This window comes from Micromonospora sp. IBHARD003 (assembly GCF_056106285.1).
On sequence record NZ_JBWBBX010000001.1, the window covers coordinates 6,817,527 to 6,835,943 of the forward strand.

Annotated in this window: 13 protein-coding genes; all 13 read right to left on the reverse strand. The window is 71.3% G+C overall.

What is annotated here, in order from left to right; translation table 11 throughout:
• Nucleotides 1-2: 2 nt before the first annotated feature.
• The 13 genes from ACTWOL_RS29895 to ACTWOL_RS29955 are packed head-to-tail and all read right to left on the reverse strand — an operon-like array spanning nucleotide 3 to nucleotide 18,404.
• The gene (locus ACTWOL_RS29895; protein ID WP_474299955.1) at nucleotides 3-665 is read right to left on the reverse strand and encodes a PIG-L deacetylase family protein; all 663 of its coding nucleotides are present in this window, start codon (nucleotides 663-665) and stop codon (nucleotides 3-5) included.
• Complete coding sequence (locus ACTWOL_RS29900; RefSeq protein ID WP_474299956.1) at nucleotides 662-1,474, reverse strand: glycosyltransferase family protein; 813 nt, start codon at nucleotides 1,472-1,474, stop codon at nucleotides 662-664. Before ACTWOL_RS29900 ends, ACTWOL_RS29895 begins: the two co-directional genes overlap by 4 nt.
• Nucleotides 1,471-2,706: a methyltransferase domain-containing protein gene (locus tag ACTWOL_RS29905; RefSeq protein ID WP_474299957.1), complete on the reverse strand. Its 1,236-nt coding sequence runs from the start codon at nucleotides 2,704-2,706 to the stop codon at nucleotides 1,471-1,473. The genes ACTWOL_RS29900 and ACTWOL_RS29905 overlap by 4 nt, the downstream gene beginning before the upstream one ends.
• On the reverse strand, nucleotides 2,703-3,944 hold the full coding sequence (locus ACTWOL_RS29910; RefSeq protein WP_474299958.1) for a glycosyltransferase: 1,242 nt from the start codon (nucleotides 3,942-3,944) through the stop codon (nucleotides 2,703-2,705). Before ACTWOL_RS29910 ends, ACTWOL_RS29905 begins: the two co-directional genes overlap by 4 nt.
• 2 nt (nucleotides 3,945-3,946) lie before the next feature.
• Nucleotides 3,947-5,197 (reverse strand): hypothetical protein, encoded by a 1,251-nt coding sequence (locus ACTWOL_RS29915; RefSeq protein ID WP_474299959.1) that lies wholly within the window; start codon nucleotides 5,195-5,197, stop codon nucleotides 3,947-3,949.
• 1 nt (nucleotide 5,198) lies between these two features.
• Complete coding sequence (locus ACTWOL_RS29920) at nucleotides 5,199-6,737, reverse strand: right-handed parallel beta-helix repeat-containing protein (RefSeq protein WP_474299960.1); 1,539 nt, start codon at nucleotides 6,735-6,737, stop codon at nucleotides 5,199-5,201.
• 3 nt (nucleotides 6,738-6,740) lie between these two features.
• Complete coding sequence (locus ACTWOL_RS29925) at nucleotides 6,741-8,711, reverse strand: heparinase II/III family protein (RefSeq protein ID WP_474299961.1); 1,971 nt, start codon at nucleotides 8,709-8,711, stop codon at nucleotides 6,741-6,743.
• 2 nt (nucleotides 8,712-8,713) lie between these two features.
• Nucleotides 8,714-10,894, reverse strand: coding sequence for a bi-domain-containing oxidoreductase (locus ACTWOL_RS29930; RefSeq protein ID WP_474299962.1), 2,181 nt, complete (start codon nucleotides 10,892-10,894; stop codon nucleotides 8,714-8,716).
• A gap of 18 nt (nucleotides 10,895-10,912) precedes the next feature.
• Complete coding sequence (gene asnB / locus ACTWOL_RS29935) at nucleotides 10,913-12,847, reverse strand: asparagine synthase (glutamine-hydrolyzing) (RefSeq protein ID WP_474299963.1); 1,935 nt, start codon at nucleotides 12,845-12,847, stop codon at nucleotides 10,913-10,915.
• 3 nt (nucleotides 12,848-12,850) lie between these two features.
• Nucleotides 12,851-14,404: a Wzz/FepE/Etk N-terminal domain-containing protein gene (locus tag ACTWOL_RS29940; RefSeq protein ID WP_474299964.1), complete on the reverse strand. Its 1,554-nt coding sequence runs from the start codon at nucleotides 14,402-14,404 to the stop codon at nucleotides 12,851-12,853.
• Nucleotides 14,401-15,798 carry a Wzz/FepE/Etk N-terminal domain-containing protein gene (locus tag ACTWOL_RS29945; protein WP_474299965.1) on the reverse strand — a complete coding sequence of 466 codons (1,398 nt, stop codon included), beginning with the start codon at nucleotides 15,796-15,798 and terminating at the stop codon, nucleotides 14,401-14,403. Before ACTWOL_RS29945 ends, ACTWOL_RS29940 begins: the two co-directional genes overlap by 4 nt.
• Nucleotides 15,788-17,092, reverse strand: a complete 1,305-nt coding sequence (locus ACTWOL_RS29950; RefSeq protein WP_474299966.1) for a glycosyltransferase family 4 protein — start codon at nucleotides 17,090-17,092, stop codon at nucleotides 15,788-15,790. Before ACTWOL_RS29950 ends, ACTWOL_RS29945 begins: the two co-directional genes overlap by 11 nt.
• Nucleotides 17,082-18,404, reverse strand: a complete 1,323-nt coding sequence (locus tag ACTWOL_RS29955) for a nucleotide sugar dehydrogenase (protein WP_474299967.1) — start codon at nucleotides 18,402-18,404, stop codon at nucleotides 17,082-17,084. Before ACTWOL_RS29955 ends, ACTWOL_RS29950 begins: the two co-directional genes overlap by 11 nt.
• Nucleotides 18,405-18,417 lie beyond the last annotated feature (13 nt).

Below are 18,417 nucleotides of genomic sequence, written 5' to 3' on the forward strand. Positions count from 1 at the left end.
GTTCATTCCCCCAGAGTGAAAGTGCCGAGATTGAGCGTGAGTTTGGTGACGGCGAACGCCTCGGCGTAGCGCGCGTTGCTTTCGATGCCGCGGATGCGGGCCAGTCCGAGGAAGGCCTCGCGGTCGTACCAGGGCCGGTGCCGCTGCGAGGGGTAGTGCTCCTGCAGCAGGCTCACCTTGCGTTCGGCGGTCTCCTGCGACAGCGGCTGGTACACCGCCGGACGGCCGAGGTCGCCGTCCCACTTGACGATCTCGTAGCCGAGCACGAGGTGGTCGCGGAACGCGGTGGTCATCAGCTTCGCCAGGCCGCGGTGGTCCTGGTGCGCGTCGTCGGTGCGCGGGGCCAGGACGAGGTCCGGCTCGGTCTGCCCGCGCAACTCCTCGACCGTGCCCTTGGCCTCGTCCCAGTGCGCGGGCAGCCGACCGTCGGGCAGTTTGTGCACGGTGAGGCGCAGGTCGGCGCCCGGGCAGAAGGCGGCGAGCGCGGCCCGCTCCTCCTGCTCCCGCTCGCTGCCGCCGCCGGACAGCACCAGCGCGTCGACGCGCAGACCCGGCCGTGCGAGGCACATCGTCAGGAGTGTGCCGCCGGCGCCGATGGCGATGTCGTCGCAGTGTGCGCCCACCGCGACGATCCGGTCCAGGCGCTCTGCGCCGAGCCGGATCACGCCCGGGCTCCGCCGGTCGTGCCCACCTTCGCGCCGTCCCGTTCCCACACGGCCCACGGGCGGTCGCCCCGGGCGTAGGCGTCGTCGAGCGCGGCGCGCTCCTTCACGGTGTCGGTCGGCTTCCAGAAGCCGCGGTGCTGGTGCGCCACCAGCCGTCCACGCTTGGCCAGTTGGGCACATCCGTCGGCGACCAGGTCCCCGTTCTCCGGGATGTGGTCGAAGACCTCCTGGCGGAGCACGAAGTAGCCGCCGTTCTCCCACAGTGGCATGTCACTCACCGCGGTGATGCCCCCCACCAGGCCGTCATCGCCCAGGTCCACGCAGTGGAAGGACGACTGCGGCGGCACCACCATCATCGACGCACCGGCGTCGCGCCGGGCGAACCGGTCGATCATCTCCGGCAGCGGGGCATCGGTGAGCACGTCGGCGTAGTTGGCGAGGAACATCTCGTCGCCGTCCAGATGGTGCCGCACCCGGCGCAGCCGCTCCCCGATCGGTGACTCGATGCCCGTCTGCGCGAACGTGATCGTCCAGTCCGAGATATCGGTGGACAGCAGCTCGGTCCGCCCGCCCCGCAGCACGAAGTCGTTGGACGTCGTCTCCTCGTAACTGAGGAAGAACTCCTTGATGTGGTGAGCGCCGTACCCGAGACACAGGATGAACTCCGTGTGCCCGAAGTGCGCGTAGTAGCGCATGACGTGCCAGATCAGCGGCCTGGGGCCGACCATCGCCATCGGCTTGGGGACGTCGTCTGCGGCACCGCTCCGCATCCGCATCCCGTAACCGCCGCAGAACAGGACGACCTTCATCGCTTGACCTCGACAATGCTCAGTTCCGGGATGGGAAAGACCAGTCGGCCGCCCCAGTCGTGCACGAAGGACAACTGCTCGACCAGCTCGGCCCGCAGGTTCCATGGCAGGACGAGGACGTAGTCCGGCTTGTCGGCGGCTATCTGCTCGGGCGGCAGGATCGGGATGCGGGTGCCCGGGGTGTACCTGCCGTGCTTGTAGGGGTTGCGGTCGACCGTGTACGGGAGCAGGTCGGGCCGGATGCCGCAGTGGTTGAGCAGGGTGTTGCCCTTGCCCGGGGCGCCGTAGCCGACGACCGTCTCGCCGCGCTCGGCCGCCTCGATGAGGAACCGCAGCAGGTCCCGGCGCACCTTGGCCACCCGGGCGGAGAACTCGGTGTACCCGGACAACTCCTGGAGCCCTGCGGCCTTCTCCCTGGCCAGGACGTCCGCCACCTGCTGCGTCGGCTCGCCGGCCACCTCTGCCGGCCGGGCCCACAGCCGGATGGAACCGCCGTGCGTGGGCAGCAACTCGACGTCCACGAGCGTGAGTCCGCCGCTCGCCAGCGCCCGGATCGCGGAGGCGACCGTGTAGTACTGGAAGTGCTCGTGGTAGATCGTGTCGTACTGGTTGTCCTCGATCAGGGTCAGCAGGTGCTGCACCTCGATGGAGACCCAGCCGTCGTCGGCGACCAGGGCGCGCAGCCCCTGGGTGAACCCGACCACGTCGGGGATGTGCGCGTACACGTTGTTGGCCACGACCAGGTCCGCCGGGCCGTGCTCGGCGCGGACGGCCGAGCCGGTGTCGGGGGACAGGAACTCCGTGCGCGTGGGCACACCCGCGTCCCGTGCCGCGGCGCCGACGTTCACCGAGGGCTCGATGCCCAGGCAGCGGATCCCGCGGTCCACCACGTGCTTCAGCAGGTACCCGTCGTTGCTCGCGACCTCGACCACGAAGGAGTCGGTGCCGAGGCCCAGCCGCCGCACGGCGTCGGCGACGTACGTGCGCGCGTGCTCCACCCAGGAGGTCGAGAAGGAGGAGAAGTACGCGTACTCGCTGAACGTCTCTTCCGGCGTGATCAGCGGAGGTATCTGTGCCAGCCAGCAGTCGGTGCAGACCCGCAGGTGCAGCGGGTACGCAGGCTCAGGCTCGTCCAGTTGGTCCGCGGCGAGAAAGCTCTCACACGGTGGCGTCGCGCCGAGGTCGACGACGCTCGCCATCGCTTCCGAGCCGCAGAGTCGGCATCGTGTCATCTACTGTCCCCATCCCCCTTGTTCGCGCGGGTGTCCCCGCCGCGAGCCAGTGCTGACCGTCCCGCGATCGCGGTGCGGTACTCCTCCACCAGGCGTTCGAGGCCGACGGCCGGGCTGAACCCCTGCTCGTAACGGCGCCGGGCCGCCTGGCCCATCTCCCGGTTGCGGTCCTGTCCGGCCGCGATCCGGCGTATGCAGGACGCGAGCGAGCCGGGCTCGCCCGGCCGGTGCAGCAGCCCGGTCACACCGTCCTCGACGAGTTCGACGAAAGCCCCGTGACCGGCGGCGACAACCGGGACCCCCGCCGCCATCGCCTCGACGACCACGAGACCGAACGCCTCCAGCCACGTCGAGGGAGCCACCACGGCGACCGACCGCGCGATGGCCTTCCGGCACTCCTCCGTGTCGTACAGGCCGACGTATCGCACGTCGTCCCGGCCCGCCGCCCACGTGGTCACCTCCTGCTCCAGCGGTCCCGTACCGGCGATCACGAGCGGCACGCCCACCCCGCCGTCCGCGGCCAGCTCCTCCCACGCGGTCATGAGCAGCCGCACGCCCTTGGCCTCCGCGAGCCGGCCGAGATAGAGCACGTGCTCGCCGGTGCCCGAGCGGCGGGCATCCGGGTCGGGCACGAAGTTGTGCTTCACCGCCAGCCGTTCGGCCGGCATACCGGCCCGCACCAGGACGTCGCGCTGCGCCGCGGAGATGCAGAAGAACCGCTCCACGCCGGACCACCACCGCCGCCGGTTGACCGACATGCTGACCGCGAGTGGCACCGTCGCCAGCCGGGAGCCGCGGTAGCAGCCGTGCCGGACGGCGGGCAGCGGCGCGGACCCGACGCACTCGGTGCACGGCCGGCCGTCCCGCTGCAGCGTGCCGGGCGGGCAGACCTGGGTGTAGTTGTGCAGCGTGGCGACGGCGGGCACACCGGCGTCGGCGCAGGCGGCCAGCACGGCCGGCGACAGGAGCGGGAAGACGTTGTGGATGTGCACCACGTCCGGCCGCTCGGCCCGGAGCCGGGTGGCGAGCTCGGAGCGGACCGCCGGGTTCCACGGCACCAGCAGCGGTATCGCGGCCTTGCCCAGCAGGTTCCGGGCGGCGATGTCGTCGCTGCGCCGCTCGAACCGCTCGACCCGGTGGCCGGCCCCGCGCAGCAGTGCCACCTCCTGGTCGACGACCTTGTTCTCCCCGCTCGGCTGCGCCGAGGCGTAGTGGTTGTGCACCACGAGGATGTGCATGCTCAGGTCACCTCCGATCCACGGGCCCATCGCGGGATGCGTCGTAGCGGGACTTCGGGCGCCGGGAGGGGAGCGGCTTCGACAGGTGCCGTCAGCAGTGAGGCGGCCACGGCCAGATGCAGCAGATACGGCGACGCGTCGCCCAGCCCGGCCTCGGTGTACGACGCGATCGCGCAGTAGCTGATCAGGAAGATCGCGCAGGCCCTCGACAGCGACGGTGGCCGCAGCAGCGCGACGCCGCCCAGCACGATGATGATCGCCGCCACCAGGGCGACGCCGGCCAGACCCTGCTCGTGGTACACGGCCAGCCAGCTGTTGTCGATCGGCAGCCCGCCGAACGACTTGTCGCCCAGTCCCGCGCCGAGCAACTGCTCCGAGGTCGTCCGGGGGGCTGCCAGCAGTGCGTCCCAGACCTTGGCCCGACCGGTGAGGCTGGTGAGGTTCTCCTGGCTCTGTCCGCGCAGGAACCAGGCCTGCAGCGCGGAGCTGAACGCCACCGCGGCCACGGTGGCGCACAGCACCGCCCAGGCGAAGAACCGGCGGGCGGGGGCGCTGGTCAGGACGAGCGAGCCGATCGCCAGCGCCAGACCGATGAGCAGGCCGAGCGTGGCCGTCCGGGTATGGGTCAGCGCGAGCAGGACGAGTGCCGGCACGATGACCAACGCCGCGCTGCCCCTGTCGGTCCGGCGGCCCAGAACGAGCAGCACGGCGAGCCCGCTGATCACCGCGGCGTACTGTCCGATCTGCGGCGGGGTGAGCGGCCACAACGCGCCGACCAGCCGCCCGCCGTAGAGCTCGGGCATGGCGGCGCCCGGTGAGATGACCGCGCCGGCGGCCACCGACCCGAGGACCGCGAAGTACATCCGGATGTGGTGCCGGACGAACGTCAGGCTGCCGTCCCACCAGCGGCTGAGCAGCCACAGCGTGCCGACGAAGAGAGCCAGCCGGGCGCAGCGGAACAGCGCGCCGAACCCGGACTCCAGGTTCGCGCTGGAGATCACGCTCGGCACCAGCAGCAGGGTGAGCAGGAGCACGAAGGCGCTGGCCCGGATGCGCAGCCGGGGATTGACCGCCAGCGCCAGCGCGAACGCGGCGACCAGCGCGCCCATGGTGACCATCTGGATGAGGGAGCGGGGCAGCGGGACGATGGTCTTCGCCCCGGCGGAGCCGAGCGTGTTGAGGACCAGCAGCCCCCAGACCGTCCCGACGATCTTCGACGTGTGGGATGTGCGGGACGTGTGGTCGGTGCTCATCTCAACCACCGTCCCGTGCGCGGAAGGTGCTGCCCGCGTCCTGTTGGTACGGCCTGCCTTGCCACTGCCCGGAGTCGAGTATCCGGCTCGGGTCGTAGGCGACGAACTTCCATGGTCCGATGTAGACGTTGCCGTGCCAGCGGTTGTGCTGCTTGCGGGTGATCGCCTCGGCCACCTGCTCGCCCTGGTACGGCGACCAGTCCGGATAGGTGCCGTAGTTGGCCAGCACCGCCATCCGGTCACATTTCACCGTGCACTCGACGACGGACGTGTCCAGCACGAAGCGGTTGCCGTGGATGTCCACCCGCTGGGTCTTCCAGCGGCAGTCGGCGTAGAGCGGTGCGGTGGCGATCGCCGGCTGTGCGCAGTGGCCGGTGTCCTTCACCAGCAACGTGCAGTCACCGGAGGAGGTGTTGGCCGGGCTGTTGCAGAACCGGTCGGCGTTTTCCCACAGGGTGATCCCGGACCAGTTGTTCTCCAGCACGTTCCGGTAGATCTCGATCTTGTCCGTGCGGGCTCGGATCCGTGGCTCGCCACCGGACTCGGACAGGTAGATGGTCGCGAAGGGGAAGTTGTCGCCGCGGTCGGCGTGCCTGCGGCCGTCGACCCAGTTGTTCCGCCGGATCGTGTTCTTCCGGATGACCGCGTTGTAGCTCGTCTCGTAGATCAGTGCGGCACCGTCGTTGGCATCGATCACGTTGTCCTCGATGCGGAAGTCGTTGTTGTTGGTGTCCGCCCACAACCCGGCTCCGCGGTTGTCGTGCACCCAGTTGCCGCGTACGTCGGCGCCGTCGACGGCCCAGAACTTGACACCCCCGGTGCAGCCGCAGCCCGGCTGCCGCCGCTCCCAGTCGTCCCTGTTGTTACCGACGATCTCGTTGCCCTCGACCACCAGTCCGCTGATGCGGCCGTTGGTCTTGTACGCGTTCATGCCGTACTGACCGTTGCCGCGCAGGCAGTTGGCGCGGACCCGCTGGCGGGCACCGGCCATCAGCCCGGCGCCGGAGTTGTTCTGGATCGTCGCGTGCTCGATCACCCACCCGTCGGCCGAGTCGTGGTTGACCACGCCCTCGTTGTGCGGCGCGACGAAACCCTGCACGGTCAGGTGGCGGATGCTGACGTTGCGGGCGGTGCCGCCGAACGCGTACTGGTTGGTCTTCCGGCCGTCGAGTACCGCGCCCGGCGCGCCGAGATAGCTGTTGCCCTCCTTGGGGATGACCTGGGCGTAGCGGTCCGGCTCGAGCCTGTGCGTGCCCGGTCGAAGCCAGAACGTGGTGTTCGGGGGGCTGCTCTTGGTCTTCGCAGCCAGGTCACCGGCCACCGCGGGGTCGACCGTCACCGCGCCCGCCGGCGCTTGCGCCGGCCCGGCCGCGGGCTCGGCGCACACCCGGGCCACGGACGTGGATGGCGCAGCGGTCGGCTTTGGTTGCGCGCCCGGCTCTGGCCGCGCGCCCGGCGTGCTCTCACAGCCGGTCGCCGCCAGCAGGGCCAGGGCCAGCGGTGCCGCCGGCAACGCCCAGTGCCGCCACTTGATCCCCACGCGTCAAGCCCCCTGACCGCGGAACCTGAGTACGGTGGTGAGTTCCCCCAACAGCGCGGTGCCGTCGGCGAAGCCGGTGCCGACCAGCGTTGTGGCGGGTTCCTTGCGCCCGAAGCCGGGGGAGTACCAGCCCAGCGGTGGGTCACTCTCGCCGCGATGCGCCCGCCAGGACAGCTGCCCGGGCAGGTCGAGCGCCGCGGAGCGGTCCTCGCCGTCACGGGTCCAGGTGAGCACGGCCCGGTTCCCCACCAGGTCCGCGGTGATCGCCGGGCCGAGGTGGAACGCAAGGCGCACGGCCCGGTGCGGGCCGCGCACCTCGTCAACCACCCTCAACTCCTGGCTCGAGGCCGTCAGTTCCACCCGGCGGCGGTGCACGGAGTGCTGGTAGCCGTCGTGCTCGGCGCACCAGCGGGCCACCCCGTCCTCGGACGTGTCCGCGACCAGGACGCGGCTGCGGGCATGCCGGGTCCACAGGAACGGGCCGCCGGAGACGGACTGGTCACCGCCGTCCAGTTGCAGGGTGTTGTGGCCGAGGGTCGACCGGAAGTACTGCCGCCACTCGGGCTGCCCGTGATAGCAGTACGTCCCCGGGTCGGCGAGCACGTCGACCCCGTCGTGCCTGACCTCCACCGACAGCGCGTCCGCGTGAGCATGCGCGGCGATGGACAGGAATCCGTGCGGACCGCCGTCGCAGCGGCACCAGATCTCCTCCGGACCACGCAGGATGGTCATGCCCGCGTCGGCGAAATGGCCCGGTCGGCTTGCCGGGCGGGACACGGCCGGTGCGGTTCCGTCTTTCGCGTACGGCCGGATCAACGCGGCCAGCAGCGGGGTGCGTACATCGGTGCCGGTCACCGCCGGCCACCAGTCGAGCCGGCCGAACACGGCGTCCCCGGTGGCCAGCAGCGAGGCCCAGCGGTGTGTGCCCGCGCCGTCCACGACCAGACCGTGCCCGTCGTCCGCGTCCCCCTGGCGTGGCGGCCGTAACCGGTTGTCCACGATGGCCGCGAGCGCGTCGGTCATCCGCAGCAGCACCAGCCTGATCGGCGCGGGGACCCGCACACCGGCGGCATCCGCCTCGGCCACCGCCGCCAGGCCGAGCTCCAGCACCAGCCCGTGGTACTCGGTGGCCAGCTCGCGGTTGAGTCCGGAGCCGAAGGTGTTGGTGCGCAGCTGCCGCTCCAGCGACCGCAGCGCGTCGGCTCGCCAACCGGCCGAGGAGGGAAACCACCCGAACGCACAGGCCGCGGCGAACTGCCCGGCGGTCTCGGCGATGATGTGGTTGTTGGCCGAAGAACCCCGGCTGGGGAAGGCGGCCAGCCAGCGCTGGTGGTGCCAGATCTGGTTCAGCGCCACCGGGTTGTCCTCGAACAGCCCGGCCGCGCCCGGCCAGCCGTCGAGCAGCCGGCGGATCCACACCCAGGACAGCAGCCGGATCCCCAGCTCGATGCCGCTGGTCCAGTGCACTCCGCGCAGCGGCGTGTTGGCCGCCCACCACGACCGCAGATGCTCGGCCACGCGCTCGGCGTACCGTTCGTCCCCGGTGATCGCATACGCGGCGGCGAGCTGGGTGAGGTGCTGGTGCCGGGACGGCTCCCAGATCTGCTTGATGTCCCCGACCGCGTCCTCGTTGCGGTACGGCACGTCGAAGGCATAGCCCCACGGAGCCCGGCGCCCGGTCTTCGGGTCGTACCACCAGTCCGGGTCGGCCAGGTCGTCGCGGTCCACACCGAAATACTCGGCGTGCCCTGCCATCAGCCGGTCCGCCTCGGCGATGAGCCGTTTCGCGGCGTCCGGTGGCACCGCGGCGATCGTCCCTGCGGGCAGTACCGCGGTGAACCGGGCACCGGTCACGCTCGGGCAGTGCGGCCGCGCCGACCGCCACCGCCGCCTGCGCACCGCGTCGCCAACCCGGCCGCCGACCTCCCGCGGTCCCATCCGGGACAGCCTGCGCAGGTACCAGCCCGCGCTCATGCTCACAGGGCCCTCGCCAAGGTCACCGGCGCGCCGGCGGCCAGGCTGGCCTGCACGGCGAGAGTGGCCGCCGTGGTGGCGACCAGCGACTGAAGCGGCACCGGCATCGGCCCGCCGGTCCGCACGGCCTTGACGAACGCGGCCAGTTCGGTGTTCTGTCCCTTGTCCCGGGCCTTGGGCAGCCGCGAACTGATCCATCGCTTGCGGCTGTAGACCGAGGCGCGGACGAAGTCGTCGAGCCCGAGCACCTTGCCGTCGGCGACCAGGTCGAGCGTCTCCTTGGGGAAGCCGGGCGCACCGGTGGTGACGTAGCTGATGGTGGCGGTGGACCCGTCCGGGTAGCGCAGGACGACCTGCAGATCCTCGTTGCCGGGCGTGGTGACCGCGTACACCGAGACCGGATCGGCCTCGAGCAGCCAGCTCGCCGTGTCGATGAAGTGCCCGCCCTCGCCGGCGAACCGCGAGCCCTCGGTGCCTTGTCGGAGGTACCAGCTGCCGTGCTCCAGTCGGCCCGCATTGACCAGGTAGCGCAGACTCGCCGGCCCGGTCCGGGCGCCGAACCGCTTCCTGGCCTCCTGCAGCAGCGGCGCGAACCGGCGGTTGAAGCCCACCTGCAGCCGGTCGTTGCCGGATTCCTCCACCGCCGCGAGCACGCCGGCCAGCTCGTCCCCGGTCAGCGCCAACGGCTTTTCCACGAACACCGCCTTGCCGGCCAGCAGCGCCCTTCGGGTCAGTTCGGCGTGCGAGCTGTGGCGGGTGACCACGAACACCGCGTCGATTGACTTGTCGTCGAGCACGGCGTCGAGATCGGTGGTCGCCTGGGCGAAGCCGAACTTCCGCTGCGCGTTGGCCGCGGACAGCGCCGTCGTGGTGACGACCGTGGACAGCTCGACGCCGTCGCGCTGTGCCAGGTGCGGCAGCAGCATCGACGTCGCGTAGTTTCCCGCGCCGACGAACGCCAGGCGCACCGGCGTCCTGGCGGCCCGCGCCGGACTCGGCTTCACCTTCACCGCGGGCACGGCCACCGCCGGAGCCTCCGCCTCGGCAGCCCGGCCGGGATGGCCGGGGTACCGGAACAGCACGGCAACCGCCTTCAGGTCGCCGTCCTTGAGGCTTTGGTACGTCTCCACGGCGTCGTCGAAGTCGGCGATGTGGGAGACCAAGGGCTCCACGTCGACGCGACCCCGGGCGACGAGGTCCAGGAAGCACGCCAGGTTGCGGCGCTCGGTCCAGCGCACATAGCCGATCGGGTAGTCCCGCCCCTCGAGCTCGTACTCCGGGTCGTAGCGGCCGGGGCCGTACGAGCGGGAGAACCGGACGTCGAGCTCCTTCTCGTAGTACGCGTTCCACGGCAGGTCCAGGCTGCACTTGCCGATGTCGACGACCCGGCCGCGGTCCCGGCTCATCCGGGCGGCGAGCTCGACGGGCTGGTTGCTGCCGCCGCCGGCGGCCAGGTACACCTGGTCCACGCCGTGCCCGCCGGTCAGTTCGGCGACGGAGTTCTCCACGGCCGCGGAGGCGGGATCGCCGCAGGCCGCCGCGCCCAGGCGCTCGGCGAGCTCGCAGCGCACCGGGTCGGGGTCGGCCCCGATGACGCGGACTCCCGAGGCGGCCAGCAGCTGCACCACCAGCTGCCCGATCAGCCCGAGGCCGATGACCAGCGCCACTTCGCCGAGCTGTGGCCCGCCCTGGCGCACGCCCTGCAACGCGATCGACCCGACGGTGCCGAAGGCCGCGTGCCGCGGCGCGAGGCCGTCCGGCACCGGGGTGTAGAGGTTCTTCGGCACCCAGTTCAGCTCGGCGTGCAGCGCGTGCTCGTTTCCGGCACACGCCACGAGGTCGCCGACCTTCACGTCGTCGATCCCGGCGCCGACCTGCTCGACCACCCCGCACAGCGAGTAGCCCAGCGGCGTGTAGGAGTCCAGCTTGCCCATCACCTTGCGGTAGGTGGCGGGCACCCCGTTGGTGGCCACGCTCTGCACGACCTTGGCCACCTGGTCCGGCCGGGAGCGGGCCTTGCCCAGCATCGACATGCCGGCCTCGGACACCTTCATGAGCTCGGTACCGGTGGATATCAGCGAGTAGGCGCTCCGGACCAGCACACCGTCCGGCTTGCACCCCGGCACCGGCACGTCGAGCAGTGCCAGCTCGCCGCTCTTGTAGTTCTGTACAACCTGCTTCACCCGAACTCCTCTGAATTCCTAAGCCGTTAACCGAGTGCTCTGGCAGGACCCAGAGGTCGCGTCGCGATACCAGTACTCGAGGGTCAGCACATGCCACAGGTGCTTGGAGAAGTCCCGCTGCCCGGCGGCGTCCTCTGCGGCCATGCGCGCCAGCGCGTCCCGGCGCAGAAGCCCGGAGCTGACGAGCTCGCCGTCGTGGATCACCTCGCGCACCAGCGGTGCCAGATCCCGGCTCATCCAGGCCCGCAGCGGCGCGCTGAACAGGCCCTTGGGCCGGTACACGATCTCCCGGGGCAGGACCGAGGTGGCCGCCTCCTTGAGGACCGCCTTGCCCTGCCGTCCGGCGATCTTGCGATCGCCGGGCACGGCGAACGCCGCCTTGACCACCTCGACGTCCACGTACGGCACCCGCACCTCGGTCGACGCGGCCATGCTGGAACGGTCCGTATAAGCGAGGTTCAGGCCCGGCAGGAACATCCGGGCGTCGCCCAGGCACATGCGGTTGACGAAGTCGTCGAGGTCGTTGTCCTGGTAGACGTCCGCGTGCTCGGTCAGCACGTCCTCGACCGTCCCGGCGAGGTCCGGATCGACCAGGGCGAGCAGCTCGTCCTGGTCGTACATGGTGTAGCTGCGCCGGAAGGCGGTCTCCTCGGGCAGATCGGCGAAGGAGAGGAACCGCTTCGCGAAGCGCACCGACCGGTACCCCCGGCGGCTCGTTGCGACCGGCAGCCGGTCCACGGCCCTGGACAGTCCGCGCCGCAGGGGCCTCGGGACGCGCTGGTAGCGCAGCGCGATCAGGTTGGCCAGATGCTTGCGGTATCCGGCGAACAGCTCGTCGGCACCCATACCCGAGAGCATCACCTTGACCCCGGCCTCCCGGGCGGCCGAGCAGATCAGGTACGTGTTGATCGCGGCGGGGTCGCCGATCGGCTCGTCCAGGTGGTACGTCATCCGCGGCAGCAGGTCGAGCACGTTCGGTGCGATCTCGATCTCGTGCAGGTCGACACCGAACCGCTCCGCGACCTGCCGGGCGTAGCGCAGGTCGTCCGGCATCGCCTCGAACTTGGCGTCCTCGGCGCGGAATCCGATCGTGTAGGCGGAGATCCCCGGCTGATGGCGGGCCGCCAGGGCGGTCAGATAGCTGGAGTCGAGACCGCCGGAGAGGAACGTGGCCACGGGTACGTCGGAGAGCAGGTGGCGTCGGGTCGACTCCTCGACGATGGCGGCCAGGTCCGGCTGCTCGCCGGCCCGGGCCCGCTCCCGGCCCTCGGCGGCGACGTCCTTCAGGTTCCAGAACGTGCCGCGTTCCACCCGGCCGTCGGGCCGGCACCGCAGCCAGCTCCCCGGCGGCAGCTTCTCCGCCTCGCGGAACGCGCACCGTGAATCCGGCACCCAGTAGTACAGCAGCGAGGCGACCAGCGCCGCATGGTCCACCTCCAGCGGTCCGCCGCTCGCGGCGGCGAGCGCCTTGAGCTCGGAGGCGAACACCAGGCCCTCGCCCCGCCGCAGCAGGAACAGCGGCTTGATACCCAACTGGTCGCGGGCAAGCACCAGTTCACCGGTGCGCTCGTCGAAGATCCCGAACGCGAACATGCCGCGCAGCCGGGGCAGGCAGTCCGTGCCCCAGCGCCGCCAGGCCTCCAGCAGCACCTCGGTGTCGGAGGTACCGCGGAAGCGCACCCCGGCGGCTGCCAGTTCGGCGCGCAGCTCGGGCGCGTTGTACAGCTCGCCGTTGTACGTCAGGACGAGGCCGCCCGAGACCATCGGCTGGGCGCCGGTCTCGGACAGGTCGATGATGGCCAGCCGGCGGTGCCCGAGGTGCACCTCGCCGTCACCGGCGGGGTGGCTGTACCGGCCCGCCCCGTCCGGACCGCGGTGGGTGAGGATCTCGGTGAGCCGGTCGGCCACGGCCTTCCCGTCCGGCCATCGGTACGTGCCTGCGATGCCACACATGTCCTACCGTGCCTCCTGGTCGCTGTCCGGGACCCGCGTGGCCCACATCGGCAGCCGCTCCGTCCACCGCCGGCCCTCCCCCACTGCCTGAACGGCGTGGGAGGTACCCCCACCGGTCTGCCGGGCCAGGCGCTCGTTCTGGCCGCGCAGCGCGGTGTGCGGCCCGTCCCACAGCGTGCCGTCGGTCCGGTCACGCGGATCGGGGTCGATCAGCACCACACCGATCACCGGAATGCGCTGGTCCGCGAGCTGCCGCGCCACGGTGTGCAGCCACGCGGCGCTGCCGTGCCCGGCACGCACGACGAGCACGGTCCGAGTGCCGAGGTACTGGAGGTCGGTCCACGCCGCTCCGGGCGCCACCGAGCCGACGCCGATCCGGCGCTCCGGTTGCGACACGGCCGCGGCACGCTCGCCGCTGACCACGGTCGGGTCTCCCGGCTTCGGGCGGCGGCCCGCGAGCTGCGGGCCGGGCAGCGCATCGATGATGACCACCGGCCCCTCCGCCGCCAGTGCCCGGGCGAGGTCCAGGGCGATCACGCTCGTGCTGCGCGCACAGCCCAGTTCCAGCAGCGACACCGGTTCCGCGGAGCCGCGCACGGTGCGGGCCAGGGACGTGGTGAGCCGTTCGCGTGCCGCCCGGATCCGCCGGCGCCGCCACGGCCTGCCCGACCGGCCAGGCAGCTCCGCGATGACCGAGGCGCCGAGGTTCGCCGCGATCTCCCGGCGCAGCACGGGGCGGTCCGCCACCACCGCGCCGACCGCGGCCACCGCGAGCCCGAGGACGAGTCCGAGAACGAGCCCGATCGCGGCGTTGGTGGCAGCGGTCCTGGGCACGGAGTGCCGCACCGCGCGCGGTGCGTCCACGATCTGTGTGCCGGCGATGAGCTGGGGCGTGCCGATGCGCGCCTCCGCGGCACGCTGGCCGAAATCGGTGATCCGCGAGGTCAGTTCGGCCCGGCGGGCGAACAGCGACTCCAGGTTCGCCGACGCCTTCGGCCCGCTCTCCGACGATCCTTCTCCGATCGCCTTGTTGACCTGGGCGAGTTCGCCCCGCATCCGGTCACGCTGGTCGAGCAGGGTCTTGGCCTCGGCGTTCGCGGCTTCCTGTATCCGCCTCACATGGTCCGCGACGAAAGCATCGGCCAGCGCCTTGGCGCGGGCCACCGCTTCCGCGTCGCTGTCACCTGCCACATTGATCTGCAGCAGGTTGTTGGTCAAGCCGATGCCCCCGTAGTCCTGCATGAAGTCCTCCGGTTTTTCCGGGGACTCGAGGGACTGCAGGGCCTTGGCGGCGATCCGCGTGGTCTGCAGCAGCGCGACGTCGGTGCGGATCAGCGTTCCGGGGTCGTTCGGCTGGTCCTCCTGATGCGCGACCAGCACCTTGGTCACCGCGGTCGGCGGCGGCGGAAGCAAGACCGCCACCGCCGCGCCGACAAGCAGCCCAAGCAGCGCCACGGAACACCAGAATCGGCGCCGCCTCCGCACCGCCACCACCAGCGCCTGCAGGTCCAGCAGCGGAGCGGCTGCCGACGGCTCCGAAGTCGTACTCGTCGTCACCCTGAACCTCCCGTCGCGTCGTCGCGGGCCGCGAGCACCGGCGCGGCGGCATGCCGAGGACGGCCCGCAGACCGCGTCGGACGGGCCTGGACCGTGCCGGCGATGACGACGCCGACGACCTCGTGCCCGGCGTCCGCGCACGCCTCGGCGATGCCGGCGAGCTCCCCCGCGGTCCAGCTGCCCGCGCTGAGCACGACCAGGGCACCGGATTCGTTGTCGCGGTCCGGCACCATCGGCTGGGACACCGAAACCTCCACCATCCGCAGCATGGGGTGTTCCGTGCTCGAAGGCTCTGGGGAAGGACCGCTCCCGGCCTCGGCGACGAGGTGCCCGGCGGCCCGGCGGGCGATGTCGTCACCGTCCGGGACGACAACCAGCAGCCGCCGGGGGGCGGCCGGTTGCTCCCGGAGGCGGGCCCACACCCGCCGGTAGCGGAGCTGTCTGTCGGCCTCGTCGCCGGACGTCCGCGGGGTCGGTAGGTCCCACCGGGTGTCGACGCCCAGCAGCCGGCGGATCCGGGCCCGCGGGCCACGGCCTTCCGGCCGGTGCGCGGGCCGTTCACCAGGTACCTCGACGGTACCCAGCAGCGCCGAGCCCAGCGCCGCGGCGATCTCGGGTTCGGTGCGCAGCCGGCGACTCATCCTCGCGGCGGCGAGATGGCCGATGACCGCGAGCAGAAAGAACACCAGCGCCCCGGCGACGATCAGCTGGATCCTCGTCGGCGGTGCCTCGCCGGCCGGCCGGGCCGCCGGCCCCATGACGACCATGTTGGCCTTGTTGACCGGCGGGTCCGCCTGCTCCAGCTTGTTGATGGCCTCCTGCAGCGCGGTGCGCAGTTTCGCGAGCTCGGTGCGGGTCTGCACGCTCTCCACGGTCCGCCCAGGATCGGCCGCATCGGCCAGCTCGGTGATGCGGCGGCTGGTCTGCACCACCAACTGCCGTAGTGCCTCGGGCCGCGCCGCCGCATCGGGGTCGGTGTTGTCGTCTCCGATCCGTGCGGCGAAGGTGACGAACTGCTGGGCCACCTGGTCGGAGAGCTGCTGTGCGCGCTCCGGGGTGTCCGCCGTGCCCGAGATCTTGATGATGTTCCCGTCGGCGGCCTTGGCGCTCACCCGGTCCCGCAACTCTCTGCCGCCGACCCCGGGCCAGCCGAGCGTGGCGGCCGTGCGGTCGACCACCACCGAACTGGTGGCGATCTCCGCCTGGGTCAGCAGTTCGCGCTCCTCCCACGCCCCCGGCAGCAGTACCGATGCCGACGTCGTGTAGCGCGGCGGGAACAGCAAAGAGGTGCCGTAGCCGACGAGCGCACCCACCATCGCGAGGATGGTGAGAAGCCGCCGGCGCCGACGGATAATCCGCCCGATCGTGACCAGGCGTATCGTGTCATCGCTCAACGGCGCGGCCTTCTCCCTGCCCGGTCCGGGTTGCCCTCCGCACCGGAGCGCGGTCACGGCAGGCAGCGGCGTAGGCGGCGAGCAGCGACGCTTGAGAGTTCCGCCAGGAGAGCGGCCCGCTGATCCGCTCCCGGCCGATCTTGCCCATCAGGGCCCGCTTCTCCGGATCGTCCAGCAGCAGCGCGATGAGCCCGGCGAACTCGGCCTCGTCGTTGGCGGGCGCGTAGACGGCGGCGTCACCGGCGGAGACTCTCGCCTCCCGGAGGTCGAACGAGACGACCGGCCGGCCCATCACCATGTACTCCAGGACCTTGTTCATGGTCGACACGTCGTTGAGCGGATTGTGCGGGTCGGGGGAGAGGCACACGTCCGCGGTGGACAGGTAGCGCACCAGGTCGGCGTCCGGAATGCGCCCGGTGAACTGCACCTGCTCCGAGAGCCCGAGCCGCCGGGCCAGCTCCACCATCGCGTCGAAGGTGTCGCCGGCGCCGACGAACACCGCATGCCAGTCGGTCCGCCCGAGCTCGTCGCGCAGCTTCGCGAGGGCCCGCAGGGCGTAGTCGACGCCGTCCTGCGGGCCCATGACGCCGAGATAGCACAGCAGATGAGGCTTGCCGCGCTTCAGCTCCGGCTCGGGCGGCACCGGCTGGAACCGGTCGATCTGGGGCGCGCTGCGCACCACGAAGACGTCCTCGGGGCGTCGACCGCCCCGGCGTATCGCGACGTCCCGGTAGCTCTCGTTCGTGGCGAGCACGACGTCCGCGGCCCGGTAGGTCCGCCGTTCCAGCGCGCACACGGCGCGGTAGAGCAGATCCTCGCCGCGGCCGAACCGGGACAGGTACAGCTCGGGCACCAGGTCGTGCTGGTCGAAGACGAACCGCGCGCCGCGCCGCCTGAGCCACCGTGCCGCCAGGAAGAGCAGATCGGGCGGGTTGCAGGCGTGGACCACGTGGACCGGGCCGACCTTGCGGGCCAGCCGGGCCGTGTGCCACAGGGCCGATCCGTACTCCCACAGGTAGCCGGCCGGCCCTCCGGTGGCCGCGCGCAACGGGTAACGGTGGATCCGCACCCCGTCGATCAACGCCTCCGGCTCCGTGTCCCGCTTCTCCCCTCGGGGGCAGATGACGTGCACCTCCCAGCCCGCGTCGCGCAGCGTCGTGCACTCCTGCCACACCCGCCGGTCGAACGGCACCGACAGGTTCTCCACCAGGATCAGCGCGCGCCGGCCCGGCCGGTCGCCGCCGGCCGTGTCATTGAGTCCGGCCGTGTCATTGAACGAAGTGTCACCAAGCAAGGCCCATGTACCCCGGTTCGGCCCGGCGCGCCTCGGCGTCGGGAAGGCGGACGAGGTCGACGATCACCGGGCCGTCGCCATGGGGCAGCGCCGACAGCACGTCCGGATCCCTGGTCCCGACCAGGCACACCTCGGCGTGCTCGAGCACCTCGTCGACGGAATCCGCGAGCAACTGCGCGAGGTGCGGCAGCCGGGTCTCGATGTACTCGCGGTTCGCGCCGAGCAGCCGGGAGAGGCTCACGTTGGCATCGTGGATCCGCAGGTCGTAACCCTTGCCGAAGAGCTTCTCCGCCAGCTCGACGAGCGGGCTCTCGCGGAGGTCGTCGGTGCCGGGTTTGAAGGACAACCCGAACAGGCCCACCCGGCGCTTGCCGGTGCGCTCGACCAGCTCCACCGCGCGCTGCAGATGGTCGGAGTTGGAGGGCAGCACATGGGCGAGGATGGGCACCGAGACGTCGGCCCGCTGCGCCGCGTGGACCAGGCTGCGCAGGTCCTTGGGCAGGCAGGAGCCACCGAAGGCGAAACCGGGACGCAGGTAGGCGGGGCTGATGTTCAGCTTGCGGTCGGCCAGGAACACGTCCATCACCTGGTGCGAGTCCACCCCGAGTGCCTGGCACACCGCGCCCAGCTCGTTCGCGAAGCCGATCTTGAGGCCGTGGAAGGCGTTGTCCGCGTACTTGATCGCCTCGGCCGTCGGGATCGGCACCCGGAACACCTCACCGGGCAAGCCGTCGTAAAGCGCCGTCACCGCATCGCCGCTTGCCGCGTCGAGCTCGCCGATGACGGTCTTGGGCGGGTCGAAGAAGTCCCGCACGCTCGTGCCCTCGCGCAGGAACTCCGGGTTGACCGCGACCCCGATGTCCACACCGGCCGTGCCGCCGACGTACTTCTCCAGGATCGGCACCAGCAGGTTCAGGCAGGTGCCCGGGAGCATGGTGCTGCGGAACACAACGGTGTGCCGGCCCTGCTTGCCCCCCTCGGCCAGCGCCGCGCCGATCTGCTCGGTGACCCGCTCCAAATACGTGGTGCACAGGCTGCCGTTGGGCTCCGACGGCGTGCCCACGCAGACCAGCGACACCTCGCTGTCCATGATCGCCTCGCGGACGTCTCCGGTGGCGCGTAACGCCCCGGTCCGTACGACCTCGGCGATGAGCTCGCCGATCCGCTCCTCGACCACCGGGGCCTTGCCGTCGTTGACCAGGTCGACCTTCACCTGGTTCACGTCCACCCCGACGACCTCGTGACCCATGCTGGCCAGGCACGCGGCCGACACGCAGCCCACGTAGCCGAGCCCGAAAACGCTGACTCTCATGACTCGTTCCTCC

Bases quoted from the DNA above. Each gene is read 5' to 3' on its own strand.
- ACTWOL_RS29900 (WP_474299956.1), bottom strand. From the start codon at position 1,474: ATGAAGGTCGTCCTGTTCTGCGGCGGTTACGGGATGCGGATGCGGAGC.
- ACTWOL_RS29905 (WP_474299957.1), bottom strand. From the start codon at position 2,706: ATGACACGATGCCGACTCTGCGGCTCGGAAGCGATGGCGAGCGTCGTC.
- ACTWOL_RS29910 (WP_474299958.1), bottom strand. From the start codon at position 3,944: ATGCACATCCTCGTGGTGCACAACCACTACGCCTCGGCGCAGCCGAGC.
- ACTWOL_RS29915 (WP_474299959.1), bottom strand. From the start codon at position 5,197: ATGAGCACCGACCACACGTCCCGCACATCCCACACGTCGAAGATCGTC.
- ACTWOL_RS29925 (WP_474299961.1), bottom strand. From the start codon at position 8,711: ATGAGCGCGGGCTGGTACCTGCGCAGGCTGTCCCGGATGGGACCGCGG.
- asnB (WP_474299963.1), bottom strand. From the start codon at position 12,847: ATGTGTGGCATCGCAGGCACGTACCGATGGCCGGACGGGAAGGCCGTG.
- ACTWOL_RS29955 (WP_474299967.1), bottom strand. From the start codon at position 18,404: ATGAGAGTCAGCGTTTTCGGGCTCGGCTACGTGGGCTGCGTGTCGGCC.